Consider the following 12,766-nt stretch of genomic DNA (forward strand, 5'->3'; position numbering starts at 1 on the left):
GACGGTGGCTTACTTGCCGCCGCGCAGCTGGGCGAGCTGGCTCTGGGTATCGGTCCAGAGGTCCATGCCCACGTTGGCGGCGATGCCTGCGTTCACGCGCGTGAGCTTCTCGCGCATGCGGTTGGCCTCGGCGGGCGAGAGCTCGTTGATCTGCATGCCCTTGGCCTTGAGGTCCTTGAGCGCCTGCGCCGCCTCGGTGCGGGTGTCCTGGCGCTCGAAGTCGCGGCTCTTCTTCGCGGCATCGCTCAGCACCTTCTTCTCGGCGGCGGAGAGGCCATCCCACCACTTCTTGCTCACCAGCACGATCCACGGGCTGTAGACGTGGTTGGTCACGGTCAGGTACTTCTGCACCTCGTAGAACTTGCTGGAGACGATGGTGTTGAAGGGATTTTCCTGGCCGTCGACGGCGTTGGTTTCCAGCGCGGTGAACAGCTCCGAGAACGGCAGCGGCACGGCGTTGGCGCCCAGGCTCTTGAAGCTGTCCAGGAACACCGGGTTCTGCATCACGCGCAGCTTGATGCCGCTCATGTCCTCCAGCTTGGTCACCGGGCGCTTGGAGTTGGTCAGGTTGCGGAAGCCGTTTTCCCAGTAGACGAGGCCGACGAGGCCCTTCTCCTGGAGCTTGTCCATCACCTTCTGGCCGACGGGGCCGTCGAGCAGCGCGTCGGCCTCCTTGACGTTGTTGACCAGGAAGGGCGTGTCCCACAGCGCCATTTCCTTGGTGATGCCCACCAGCGTGGCGGTGGAGCCGACCATCATTTCCTGCGCGCCGCCGATGAGCGCCTGCTGCATCTGCGTGTCCGGGCCCAGCGCGGCGCCGCCGATGGCGCGCACCTTCATCTTGCCGCCCGAGGCCTTCTGCACCTCCTCGGCGAACAGCTTCACGGCGCGGCCCTGGTTGCTCTGCTCGTTGAGGCCGTAGCCGAAGCGGATCAGGCGCGGCTTGATGTCCTGCGCGAAGGCGGTGGCCGGCGTGGCGACGAGCAGCGCGGTGGCGGTCAGGGAGCCGGCGGCCAGCGCCAGCAGGGAACGGCGAAGGGACTTCATGAGAGAAACACTCCTGAAAGGAACGGGCTCGCGACGTGTCAGCGCATCCAGGCGACGGGCGCGGTCACGAGCTGGGGAAAGACGACGAGCAGGACGAGGATGGCGGCGTAGGTCACCAGGAACGGGTTCACGCCGCGGATCACCTGGTGGAGCTGCAGCCGGCCCACGCCGGCCACCACGTTGAGCACCGTGCCCACCGGCGGCGTGATCAGGCCGATGGCGCCGTTGAGCACGAACATCAGCCCGAAGTAGACCGGGTCGATGCCGGCCTTGACGGCGATGGGCAGCATCACCGGCGCGAAGATGAGGATGGTGGGCGTGAGGTCCAGCGCCGTGCCGATGAGCACCAGCACCAGCATCATCACGGCCATGAGCACGCGCGGGTGCTCCACCATCGGGCCCAGCCAGCCGGTGAGCGTGGTGGGCAGATCCGCCAGCGTCACCATGTAGCTCGCCACCTGGGCGCCGGCGCACAGGAACATGACGATGGCCGTGGTGCGCGCGGCGCGCACCAGCACCTGGTGGAACTCGCCCAGCGTCAGTTCGCGGTGCACGAAGAAGGCAATGAACAGCGCGTAGGCCGCCGCCACCACCGCCGCCTCGGTCGGCGTGAACACGCCGCTCTTCATGCCGCCGATGATGATCAGCGGCATCAGCAGCGCCCAGAAGGCCTTGGCCGTGGCGCGCAGGCGGCCGGAGAGCGGCAGCGGCGCGTCGGTGGCGACGTCGAACTTCTTGAGCTGCAGCTTCCAGGCAATGATCAGCCCGGCGCCCATCATCAGCCCCGGCGCGATGCCGGAGAGGAACAGCGCCGAGATCGACGTGTTGGTGGTGACGCCGTAGATCACGAACGGCATCGAGGGCGGGATGATCGGCGCGATGATGCCGCCCGCGGCCATCAGGCCCGCCGACGAGTTCATCGGGTAGCCGTGCTGGCGCATCATGGGCAGCAGGATGGTGGCCAGCGCCGCGGTGTCGGCCAGGGCCGAGCCGCTCATGCTGGCCATCATGATGGCCGCCCCGATGGTCACGAAGCCCAGCCCGCCGCGGATGTGGCCGACCCAGGCGCGCGCCATCTCGATGATGCGGCGGCTGATGCCGCCGGCGTTCATCAGCTCGCCGGCCAGGATGAAGAAGGGCACGGCCAGCAGCGGGAAGCTGTCCACGCCGGCCACCAGGTTCTGCGCCAGCAGCTGGGTGTCCCAGAACTCCAGCACGTAGGCCATGCCGGCGCCCGTGAGCACCAGCGCGAAGGCCATGGGCATGCCGATGCCCATGAAGGCGAGCATGCCGCCCGAGAAGACCACGAAGGCCCAGGCTTCCGCCGTCATGTCATTCCACCTCGGAGTCGTGGCCGAAATCGATGGCCTTGCCGCGCAGCAGGTCCACCAGCGCCATCAGCCCGATGGCCGCGGCGCACAGGAAAGCCGGCAGCGGCAGCAGCGCGGCCGGGTAATTGAGCACGGTGCTGTGGCTGTCCAGCCCCACCACCACCTGCTGCCAGGCGCCCTGCCCCAGCAGCACGCAGGCCAGCAGCGTCAGCGCGTGGATGAGCCGCGTCACGGCCTTGAGCATGGCCGGCTTGCCGCGCAACGGCCGCAGCAGGCTGGTGAAGGCCATGTGCTGCCCGGCCGGGTAGGCGGCGGTGCCGCCGATGAACACCATCCACACGAACAGCAGGCGCGACAGCTCCTCGCTGGCGGCGATGCCCTCGCCGAAGCCGTAGCGCAGCACCACGTTGACGAACACCGCGCCGGCCATCACCGCCAGGCACAGCGCCATGGCGGACTCGGCCAGCCGCGTCGTGGCGGCACGGCTCATCGGGCACCCCCTTGCAGCTGCTTCAGCACGGCGGCTGCCAGCTCCTCGGGCGGCAGCGTCGCGTCCACCTCGATCACGCCGGGCTCGCCGGCCGGGGATTCCAGCGTCGCGAACTGGCTGGCCACGAGGCTGGGCGGGAACAGGTGCGCGCAGCGCGAGGCGACGCGGCGCAGCGCCTCGTCGCGCTCCAGCACCAGGTGCACGAAGCGCAGGCCCGGCGCAGCGGCGCGCAGGCGCTCGCGGTAGGCGCGCTTGAGTGCGGAGCAGGTCAGCACCACGCCGTCCGGCGCGGCGGCCAGCTGCGCGGCCAGCGCGTCCAGCCAGCCGGCGCGGTCCTCGTCCGTCAGCGGCACGCCGGCGCGCATCTTCTGCTGGTTGGCCTCGGGGTGGAAATCGTCACCCTCGACCAGCGGCAGGCCCAGCGAGCGCGCCAGCGCGGCGCCCAGGCTGGACTTGCCGCAACCGGCCACCCCCATGACCACAATCGAGTCCATGCAAGTCTCCTTCGTCGCATCCACCCGGCTGTCCGAGTCAGGCTGGATATGGGATAGCGCTGTCCCAAAAGATTCAAAAAATCGGACCTCATGGTCCGCCCAACCCATCGCAATCCGAGGCTGTTCTACAGCACCATGGAATTTGACTGGGACAGCGCTATCCTAAAATGGGCCGCAACTATAACAAAGCCAGGGAAAACACCGACATGACCACCCTCCGACGCCGCGCCACGGGCCGCATCACGCTGGACGAGGTCGCCCACGCCGCGGGCGTGAGCCCCATCACCGCCTCGCGCGCGCTGCGCGGGCAGCGCAGCGTGGACCCGGCGCTGGTGGCGCGCGTGCGCGAGGCGGCGGAGCGGCTGGGCTACGTGCCCGATCCGGCGGCGCGCGCGCTGGCCTCGGCGCGCAGCTCGCAGGTGGTGGTGCTGGTGCCCATGCTCAGCAACAACCTCTTTGTCGATCTGCTGGAGGCGGTGCACGCCACGCTGCTGCCCGCGGGCTACCAGACGCTCATCGGCGTGACGCACTACGACCCGGGCGAGGAGGAGCAGTTGTTGCGCGGCTACATGGCGCACCGCCCGGCCGGGCTGCTGCTCACCGGCTTCGACCGCACCGAGGGCAGCCGGCGCCTGATCGAGTCCAGCGGCGTGCCCTGCGTGCATGTCATGGAAACGAGCGAGGCGCCGGGCGTGCACAGCGTGGGCTTCTCGCAGGCGGCGGCGGGCTACGCCATGACGCGGCACCTCGTCGAGCGCGGGCGCCGGCGCGTGATGTTCATCGGCGCGCAGCTCGACCCGCGCACGCTGCAGCGGCTGCAGGGCTACCGCGACGCGCTGCGCGGCGCCGGCTTGTACGACGAAGCGCTGGAGCTGCTCGATCCGCGCCGCTCCTCCATGGCGCTGGGCGCGGAGTTGTTCGAGCGCGCGCTGCGCGAGCACGAGGAAGCCGACGCCCTCTTCTTCTGCAACGACGACCTGGCGCAGGGCGGGCTGCTGGCCGCGCTGCGCCTGGGCGTGCCGGTGCCGCAGCGCGTGGCCGTGGCCGGTTTCAACGACCTGGCCGGCAGCGACCAGATGCTGCCGCCGCTGACGACCGTGCACACGCCGCGCGAGGAGATCGGGCGCCAGGCCGCCGCGATGCTGCTGCAGCTCATGCAGGGCCAGAGCGTGCCGCGCCCCGCCATCGACGTGGGCTGCACGCTGGTCGTGCGCGGCAGCACCTGAGTCGGCCAAGCCCTGGTTGGCGAAGTGTCACGACAGGAAACCCCGGGTTGTCCGGGGCTGCGGCAGCCACTATGGTCACGGACTCTTTGTCTCGACGGGCCGCGCACGGCCCCACCCGGCCACCGCCGCCAGGTCTCGAAGGAGTGAACCACGTGTCGACTTCCCCGCAACGCGCCACCTCCTCCAACCGCAGCCCGCGCTCGCCGCTGGCTGCCGCCGCCGACGCCGCGCTGGAGAGCGCCCGCACGCCGGCGGCCCACACTGCCTTGGGCGCGCCCGCCATCGAACTGACCGCTTCGGCCAACGAGCCCCTGGCCGAAGGCAACGCCACGCTGGACAGCGTGATCAACAGCTGGGGCGAGCGCACCACGCGCGAGCAGCTGCGCTGGCAGCTCTCCGCCTTGAACGCCGCGCTGCGCGGCACGCAGGAGCTGGGCCAGGCGCAGGCCGAGCTCAGCCAGCAGCTGCTGCAGAGCCTGGAGCGGCTGGGCCAGCAGCTGCAGGACGCCCGCAACCTGAGCGACCTGGCAACGGTACAGACCAGCCTGGCGCAGGCCGACTTCGACGGCCTGCTGCGCCTGTCGCGGCGCCTGACCGAGCTGGGCACCAACCAGGCGCTGCAGCTGTGCCAGGAAGCGAGCAACGGGCTGGTGCGACTGCAGAGCGCCTACTGGGAGTCGGCGCTGAACTGGCTGCGGCTGCAGACCCATTTCGGCGGCGACTCCGAGATGCTGCAGGCCGAGGTCGAGCATGTGCTCAGCCCGATGGCCGCGGGCCCGCTGATGTGGCCGCTGCAGGAGGCAACGCGGCAGATGGCGCAGATGGCGGCCAGCGGCTGGAACGACTGGCTCAACTGGGGCGGCCATTTCGCCGACGCCGGCCGCACGCTGTTCAGCGGTGCGACACAGGCCAGGCACTGAAGCCGCGCCCTCTCTCGCTGGCCTCGCACGCCGGCGAGCCGCAACGAAAACCGGCCCTTCGCGGGCCGGTTTGCTTTGGGATTGACCGAATCCGTTGTCGGGCTCAGCGCGGCGCGGCGGCCGGGATGGGCGGCAGCGGCAGCACCACGTCGCCGCACTGGGCGCGGTGGCGCAGCACATGGTCCATTACCACCAGCGCCAGCAGCGCCTCGGCAATGGGCGTGGCGCGGATGCCAACGCAGGGGTCATGGCGCCCGAAGGTCTGCACCGTGGTGGGATTGCCGGCGCGGTCGATGGAAGCGCGCGGCGTGCGGATCGAGCTGGTGGGCTTGATGGCGATGGACACGACCAAGTCCTGCCCCGTGCTCACGCCGCCCAGCACGCCGCCGGCATGATTGCTCGTGAAACCCTCGGGCGTGAGCTCGTCGCCATGCTCCGAGCCGCGCTGGGCGACGCTTTTGAAGCCGTCGCCGATCTCCACGCCCTTAACAGCATTGAGGCCCATCATGGCGTGCGCGATGTCGGCGTCGAGCCGGTCGAACAGCGGCTCGCCCAGCCCGGCGGGCACGCCCTGCGCGATGACGCTGATGCGCGCGCCGATGGAGTCGCCGTCGCGGCGCAGCTGGTCCATCTGCGCTTCCAGCTCGGGAATGATCGAGGCGTTGGGCGCGAAGAACGGGTTGTTGGGGATGTGCTCGAAGCCCTCGAAGGGAATCTCGGTCGCGCCCAGCGCCGACATCCAGCCGATGAAGCGCGTGCCGTGCTTCTGCAGCAGCCATTTGCGGGCCACCGCGCCGGCTGCCACCGTGGGCGCCGTCAGCCGCGCCGAGGAGCGGCCGCCGCCGCGCGGATCGCGCACGCCGTACTTGCGCCAGTAGCTGTAGTCGGCATGGCCGGGGCGGAAGGTGTCGAGCAGATTGCCGTAGTCCTTGCTGCGCTGGTCGGTGTTGCGGATCAGCAGGCAGATCGGCGCCCCGGTGGTCTGCCCTTCGTACACGCCGGAGAGGATCTCGACGGCATCGGGCTCGTTGCGCTGCGTGACGTGGCGCGAGGTGCCGGGGCGGCGCCGGTCCAGCTCGGCCTGGATGTCGGCCTCGCTGAGCTCCAGCCCCGGCGGGCAGCCGTCGATCACGCAGCCGATGGCCGGGCCGTGGCTTTCGCCGAAGTTGGTGACGCGGAAGAGTTCGCCAAGGGTGCTGCCGGACATGGGAGTGCGCTGCTGCGAGGAGGTCAAAAGAAAAAGGGCCCGCTGGCGCGGGCCCTGCATTGTGACAGCCGCAGGCCGTGGCTCAGGCCGCCGGGGGCAGCGACGCGGCGGCGCCCTCCTCGGCCGGCCAGTCCTTGATGTAGGCCTTGAGCATGCGGTTCTCGAAGTCCTGAGCGTCCACCACGGCCTTGGCCACGTCGTAGAAGGAGATCACGCCCATGAGCGTGCGCTTGTCCAGCACGGGCATGTAGCGCGCATGGCGCTGCAGCATCATGCGCCGCACCTCGTCCATCGGCGTCTCGGGCGTGCAGCTCAGCGGGAAGTCGTCCATCACGCTGCGCACCGTGGAGTTTTCGAGCTTGCCGCCCAGCCGCACCACGGCCTGGATGGCTTCGCGGAAAGTGAGCATGCCCACCACGTCGCCATAGCTCACCACCACCAGCGAGCCGATGTCGTGGTCGGCCATGGTCTGCAGCGCCACGGCCAAAGACTCGTCCGGCGTGACGGTGAAAAGGGTGTTGCCCTTGACGCGAAGGATGTCGCTGACCTTCATGAAATTCCTCGGAAACAATGAAAAAACGGACTGCAACCAACATAGCACAGCCCGCAGGTCAATCCCTTACGCGCAATCACGATGGGCGCAGCGCGGCCAGCATGTCGTCCACCATGGATTGCAGGTCGTAGCGCGGCGTCCAGCCCCAGTCGGCCCGCGCCGCCGCGTCGTCGATGGAGCCGGGCCAGCTCTCGGCAATGGCCTGGCGGAAGTCGGGCTCGCAGTGCAGCGTGAAGCCCGGCAGGCGGCGCGCGATGGCATCGGCGATCTGCCGCGGCGTGAAGCTCATGCCGGCGAGGTTGTAGGCGCGGCGCTCGCGGATGCACCCGGCCGGCGCGCTCATCAGCTCCAGCGTCGCGCGGATGGCGTCAGGCATGTACATCATCGGCAGCGCCTGGTCCTCGCGCAGGAAACACGTGTAGCGGTTATGGGCCAGCGCGGCATGGAAGATCTCCACGGCGTAGTCGGTGGTGCCGCCGCCGGGTGCGGTCTTCCAGCTGATGAGGCCGGGGTAGCGCAGGCTGCGCACGTCCACGCCATGGCGGCGGTGGTACCAGGCACACCAGCCCTCGCCGGCGAGCTTGGAGATGCCGTACACGGTGTCGGGCTCCATCACGGTGTGCTGCGGCGTGGCCTGCTTGGGCGTGGAGGCGCCGAAGGCGGCGATCGAGCTGGGCCAGAACACGCGCTGCAGCGGCAGCGTGCGCGCCAGCTCCAGCACGTTGAGCAGGCTTCTCATGTTGAGGTCCCAGGCCCAGGTCGGGTGCTGCTCGCCGCGGGCCGACAGCGCCGCGGCCAGCAGGTACAGCTGCGTAATGCCATGGCGCCGCGCCACCTCGCCCAGCGCCGCCGCGTCGGTGGCGTCCAGCACCTCGTGCGCCACGCCGGGCACGCGGCCCGTGGGCGCCAGGTCGGCGGACACCACCGCCTCGCGCCCATGCCGCTGCGCCAGCGCCTCGACCAGCTCGCTGCCGATCTGGCCGTTGGCCCCCACCACCAGAATCTTCGGACCACCGCTCACCACGCCACCTCCCCCTGCCGTACCACGCCGGCCGCCCTCATGGCACCAGCCCCAGTTCCCGTCCAGCCTGCCTGAAAGCGGCCACGGCCTGCTCCAGCTGCCCGCGCTCGTGGGCGGCGCTGAGCTGCACGCGCACGCGCGCCTGGCCCTTCGGCACCACCGGGTAGAAGAAGCCCACCACGTACACGCCCAGCTCCAGCAGCCGTGCCGCCAATGCCTGCGCCTTGGGCGCGTCGTAGACCATGATCGGCACGATGGGATGCTCGCCCGGCTTGAGATCGAAGCCGGCTTCGCTCATCGCGGCGCGGAACCAGCGGGCGTTGTCCATGACGCGGCGGCGCGGCTCGGCACTCTCCTCCAGCAGGTCCAGCACCGCCAGCGACGCGCCGACGATCGCCGGCGCCAGCGAATTCGAGAACAGGTACGGCCGCGAGCGCTGCCGCAGCAGCTCGATGACCTCGCGCCGGCCGCTGGTGAAGCCGCCCGAGGCGCCGCCCAGCGCCTTGCCCAGCGTGCCGGTGATGAAGTCCACCCGCGCCGCGCCGTCCACCAGCAGCCCGCGGTGCTCGTGCGTGCCGCGGCCGGTGGGGCCTACGAAGCCGGTGGCGTGGCTGTCGTCGATGCCCAGCAACGCGCCATGCGCATCGCACAGCGCCCGCATGCGGTCGAGCTGCGCCACGCTGCCGTCCATGGAAAACACGCCGTCGGTGAAGGCCAGCACGAAGCGGGCCCCGTCGGCGCGGGCCTGGCGCAGGCAGCGCTCCAGGTCCGCCATGTCGTCATGCGCGTAGCGGTAGCGGCGCGCTCTGCACAGCCGGATGCCGTCGATCACGGAGGCATGGTTGAGCGTGTCGCTGACGATGGCGTCCTCTTCGGTGAACAGCGGCTCGAACAGCCCGCCGTTGGCGTCGAAGGCCGCGGCGTAGAGGATGGTGTCGTCGGTGCCCAGGAAGCGCGACAGCCGCGCCTCCAGCGCCTTGTGCCGGTCCTGCGTGCCGCAGATGAAGCGCACCGAGCTCATGCCGTAGCCATGGGTGTCCATGGCCTGCTGCGCCGCCCGCACCACGCGCGGGTGCGCGCTCAGCCCCAGGTAGTTGTTGGCGCACAGGTTGATGAGCTCGCGCCCGTCGGCCAGGCGCACGCGCGGCCCCTGCGGGCCGGCAATGACGCGTTCCTCCTTGAACAGGCCGGCCAGGCGCAGGCTTTGCAGCTCCCGGGTGACAAAGGCGGTGAATTCGTCGCTGGCGTTCACTGGCTGCTCCCCGCGGCAAGGCCGCATGCGGCGGCGCACCGTGACGGCACGCCGCTCGATCGGGAGCATAGACCGCGCCGGGAGAGCCGCGCCGCGCTCAGCGCAGCAGTTCTTCCAGCGACATCGTCTCCACGCCGGCTTGCGCCCTGAAGGCGCCGGTGACCGGCGCCGGCTCCAGCAGCAGGCGGTCGATCAGCGGCGCCGCCGGCGTGCGCGCCGGGTCGCACAGCAGCACCAGGCGCTGGGCGCCGCCCTCTTCCAGGCGGCCGATCCAGTCCAGCGCGATGAGGGTGTCGAGCACCGGCTCCAGCCGCACCGGGTCCACGCCCAGGACCTCGGCCAGGGCCGGCTGCGAACGGCCCGGCCTGCCCTCGCGCTGCGCCGCCACCAGCACCCGCAGCGTCGCCAGCGCCAGCGCGAAGGGCTGGCCCGGCCCGCTGGGCAGCCGTGCCGTGCGCTGCGTCAGGCTCTGCGCGCTGGCGGCGATCACCGCACCCAGCAGCACGATCACCCAGCCCGCATACAGCCACACCAGCAGGATCGGCAGCGTGGTGAAGGCACCATAGACGGCCGAGTAGGTCGGCACCTTGCTGAAGTACCAGCCGATGAGGTCCTTGGCCAGCTCGAAGCCCAGCGCCACGAACAGCGCGCCGGCCAAGGCATGCGGCCAGCGCACCAGCGTGTTGGGCACGTAGCGGAACAGCGCCGCCACGCCGGCCACCAGCAGCGCGAACTCGAACACGTTGAGCAGCAGGCTCACGCCCCAGGGCGGCGTGTGCACCCAGCCCTGCGAGGCCGACAGCGCGTACGAGGTGACGGACAGGCTCACGCCCATCACCAGCGGGCCGAGCGTGAGCGCGGCCCAGTACACCAGCACGCGCTGGCCGATGGGACGCGGCCGCCGCACGGCCCAGATGGCATTGAGCGCGCGGTCGATGGTGAGCATGGTCGCCACCGCCGTGCCGCCCAGCAGCACCAACCCCACGCCGCTCAGGCGCCGGGCCTTGGCGGCAAACTGCGTCAACTGGCCAAGCACCTGGCGCGAGATGTTGTCCGGCACCAGGGACTGCATGAAGTACTTCTCCAGCGCGGTCTGGAACGCACCGAACACCGGGAAGGCCGAGAACAGCGCGAAGGCCATGGTGGTGAGCGGCACCAGCGCCAGCAGCGTCGTGAAGGTCAGGCTGCTGGCCGTCAGGCTCAGCTTGTCGTCGCGGAAGCGCTGATGCAGCGTCAGAAAGGTGTCGCGCCAGGGCCAGTGGCGCAGCATCCGCCACGCGCCCAACCACCGGCCACGCCAGCGGGCGGGGGGAGTATTCATCAACACTATGATGCCAAACATGTCGATTGAGCCAATCTTGAATCCGCTGCCACCGATGGTGCGCCGCACGCGCGACCTGGCCGTGGCCAGCCTGTTGGGGCTCATCGTCCTGGGACTGGCCTGGGAGTTGTGGCTGGCGCCCACCGGGCGCGGCACGCTGGCCTTGAAGGTGCTGCCCCTGGTGGTGCCGCTGGCCGGGCTGCTCAAGCGGCGCATGTACACCTACCGCTGGGTCAGCCTGCTGGTGTGGATCTACTTCGCCGAGGGCGTGGTGCGTGCCACCAGCGAGCCGCCGCCAGGGGCCTGGCTGGCGCTGATTGAAGTTCTGCTGTGCCTGCTGTTGTTCGTCGCCTGCGCCACGCATGTGCGCTGGCGCCTCAAGCATGCGCCTGCCGCTGAAGGGAAGAAGTCATGAGCGCGGAATTTCTGGACGCCCTGCGGGCCACCCTGGGCCCCGAGCATGTGCTGAGCGAAGGGGACCTCAGTGCCTACGAGGTGGACTGGCGCAAGCGCTGGCATGGGAAGGCGCTGGCGGTGGCCCGACCGGCCGACACGGCGCAGGTGGCGGCCGTGCTGCGCCTGTGCGCGCAGCATGGCGTGACGGTGGTGCCGCAGGGCGGCAATACCGGGCTGGTGGTCGGCAGCGTGCCGGATGACACCGGGCGCCAGCTGGTGCTGAGCCTGCGCCGCATGAACCGCGTGCGCTCGTTCGATACCGCCAACCTCACGCTCACGGTCGATGCCGGCTGCGTGCTGCAGGCGGTGCAGGAAGCGGCCGGGGCACAGGGTCTGCTGTTTCCACTGAGCCTGGCGGCCGAGGGCAGCGCCACCATCGGCGGCAACCTGGCCAGCAACGCCGGCGGCACGCAGGTGCTGCGCTATGGCAATGCGCGCGAGCTGTGCCTGGGGCTGGAAGTGGTGACGGCGCAGGGCGAGGTCTGGGACGGCCTGTCCGGGCTGCGCAAGGACAACACCGGCTACGACCTGCGCGACCTGTTCATCGGCAGCGAGGGCACGCTGGGCGTCATCACCGCCGCGACGCTGAAGCTGTTCCCGCAGCCCGCCGCCGTGACCACGGCCATGGCGGCCTGCGCATCGCTGGAGCAGTCGGTGGCGCTACTGAAGGCGGCCCGCGCCAGGCTGGGCGCCGGCCTCACCGGCTTCGAGGTGATGGGCCGTTTCGCGCTGGACCTGGTGGCCAAGCACTTCCCCGAGCTGCCCCGCCCCCTGCCCGGCGCCGCCTGGACCGTGCTGCTGGAACAGAGCGACGAGGAAAGCGAGACGCACGCCCAGGAGCGCTTCGAGGCACTGCTGGCCGCGGCGCTGGAGGACGGCCTGATCGAGGACGCCGCCGTGGCACAGAGCCAGGCGCAGTCCAAGGCGATGTGGCATGTGCGCGAGTCGATCTCGCTGGCGCAGGCCCAGGAAGGGCTCAACATCAAGCACGACATCGCCCTGCCGGTGTCCAACATCCCGGCCTTCTGTGCGCAAGCCGACGCGGCCCTGCAGGCGGCGTTCCCCGGCGTGCGCATCGTCAACTTCGGCCATCTGGGCGACGGCAACCTGCACTACAACGTGCAGGTGCCCGAGGGGGGCGATGGCGCGGCCTTCCTGCGCGAACACGAGGCGGCGGTGAACCGGGTCGTGTTCGACGCGGTGCAGGCCTTCGACGGCAGCTTCTCGGCCGAGCATGGCATCGGCTCGCTCAAGCGCGAGGAGCTGGCGCAGCGCAAGTCGCCCACGGCGCTGGGGCTGATGCGGGCCATCAAGCAGGCGCTGGACCCGCAGGGTGTGCTCAATCCCGGGCGCGTGCTGTAACGGAAAGCCTTGCAGCGCCACGCCCACTGATGCCCCAAAAGACAAACCCGGCCAGTGGCCGGGTCGTCATGGGGGCAGCGCGACTG

At 70.3% G+C, this 12,766-nt stretch carries 13 protein-coding genes; 4 read left to right on the forward strand and 9 right to left on the reverse strand.

Going from position 1 to position 12,766, the window contains the following annotated elements; translation table 11 throughout:
- Positions 1-9 precede the first annotated feature (9 nt).
- The 4 genes from HHL10_RS06275 to HHL10_RS06290 are packed head-to-tail and all read right to left on the reverse strand — an operon-like array spanning position 10 to position 3,362.
- Positions 10-1,047, reverse strand: a complete 1,038-nt coding sequence (locus HHL10_RS06275; protein ID WP_169159490.1) for a TRAP transporter substrate-binding protein — start codon at positions 1,045-1,047, stop codon at positions 10-12.
- A 38-nt stretch (positions 1,048-1,085) separates the two neighbouring features.
- On the reverse strand, positions 1,086-2,378 hold the full coding sequence (locus HHL10_RS06280) for a TRAP transporter large permease (RefSeq protein WP_169159491.1): 1,293 nt from the start codon (positions 2,376-2,378) through the stop codon (positions 1,086-1,088).
- Position 2,379: 1 nt separating this feature from the next.
- The gene (locus HHL10_RS06285) at positions 2,380-2,868 is read right to left on the reverse strand and encodes a TRAP transporter small permease subunit (RefSeq protein WP_169159492.1); all 489 of its coding nucleotides are present in this window, start codon (positions 2,866-2,868) and stop codon (positions 2,380-2,382) included.
- Positions 2,865-3,362 (reverse strand): gluconokinase, encoded by a 498-nt coding sequence (locus HHL10_RS06290; protein WP_169159493.1) that lies wholly within the window; start codon positions 3,360-3,362, stop codon positions 2,865-2,867. The genes HHL10_RS06285 and HHL10_RS06290 overlap by 4 nt, the downstream gene beginning before the upstream one ends.
- A 206-nt stretch (positions 3,363-3,568) precedes the next feature.
- On the opposite strand from HHL10_RS06290, the gene gntR reads away from it, so the two are divergent.
- Both gntR and HHL10_RS06300 read left to right on the forward strand, forming a co-directional pair.
- Positions 3,569-4,588 (forward strand): HTH-type transcriptional regulator GntR, encoded by a 1,020-nt coding sequence (gntR, locus tag HHL10_RS06295; protein WP_169159494.1) that lies wholly within the window; start codon positions 3,569-3,571, stop codon positions 4,586-4,588.
- Between the two features lie 152 nt (positions 4,589-4,740).
- Positions 4,741-5,508: a phasin family protein gene (locus HHL10_RS06300; RefSeq protein WP_169159495.1), complete on the forward strand. Its 768-nt coding sequence runs from the start codon at positions 4,741-4,743 to the stop codon at positions 5,506-5,508.
- 103 nt (positions 5,509-5,611) lie between these two features.
- On the opposite strand, the gene aroC is transcribed toward HHL10_RS06300, so the two are convergent.
- The 5 genes from aroC to HHL10_RS06325 all read right to left on the reverse strand — a co-directional run bounded on the left by aroC (position 5,612) and on the right by HHL10_RS06325 (position 10,862).
- On the reverse strand, positions 5,612-6,715 hold the full coding sequence (aroC, locus tag HHL10_RS06305) for a chorismate synthase (RefSeq protein ID WP_169159496.1): 1,104 nt from the start codon (positions 6,713-6,715) through the stop codon (positions 5,612-5,614).
- A gap of 82 nt (positions 6,716-6,797) precedes the next feature.
- Positions 6,798-7,268, reverse strand: coding sequence for a CBS domain-containing protein (locus HHL10_RS06310; protein ID WP_169159497.1), 471 nt, complete (start codon positions 7,266-7,268; stop codon positions 6,798-6,800).
- 76 nt (positions 7,269-7,344) lie between these two features.
- Entirely contained in the window at positions 7,345-8,292 is a 948-nt protein-coding gene (locus tag HHL10_RS06315) for an NAD-dependent epimerase/dehydratase family protein (protein WP_169159498.1), read from the reverse strand.
- 34 nt (positions 8,293-8,326) lie between these two features.
- Positions 8,327-9,568 carry a glycine C-acetyltransferase gene (gene kbl / locus HHL10_RS06320; RefSeq protein ID WP_235971155.1) on the reverse strand — a complete coding sequence of 414 codons (1,242 nt, stop codon included), beginning with the start codon at positions 9,566-9,568 and terminating at the stop codon, positions 8,327-8,329.
- A gap of 70 nt (positions 9,569-9,638) precedes the next feature.
- On the reverse strand, positions 9,639-10,862 hold the full coding sequence (locus tag HHL10_RS06325) for a YihY family inner membrane protein (RefSeq protein WP_169159500.1): 1,224 nt from the start codon (positions 10,860-10,862) through the stop codon (positions 9,639-9,641).
- A gap of 10 nt (positions 10,863-10,872) precedes the next feature.
- On the opposite strand from HHL10_RS06325, the gene HHL10_RS06330 reads away from it, so the two are divergent.
- A complete protein-coding gene (locus HHL10_RS06330) occupies positions 10,873-11,277 on the forward strand; it encodes a DUF2069 domain-containing protein (RefSeq protein ID WP_375138939.1) in 405 nt (134 codons plus the stop codon).
- Positions 11,274-12,680 (forward strand): FAD-binding oxidoreductase, encoded by a 1,407-nt coding sequence (locus HHL10_RS06335; protein ID WP_169159502.1) that lies wholly within the window; start codon positions 11,274-11,276, stop codon positions 12,678-12,680. The genes HHL10_RS06330 and HHL10_RS06335 overlap by 4 nt, the downstream gene beginning before the upstream one ends.
- Positions 12,681-12,766 lie beyond the last annotated feature (86 nt).

It is taken from the genome of Azohydromonas caseinilytica, from assembly GCF_012927045.1.
Classification (GTDB): Bacteria; Pseudomonadota; Gammaproteobacteria; order Burkholderiales; family Burkholderiaceae_C; genus Azohydromonas; species Azohydromonas caseinilytica.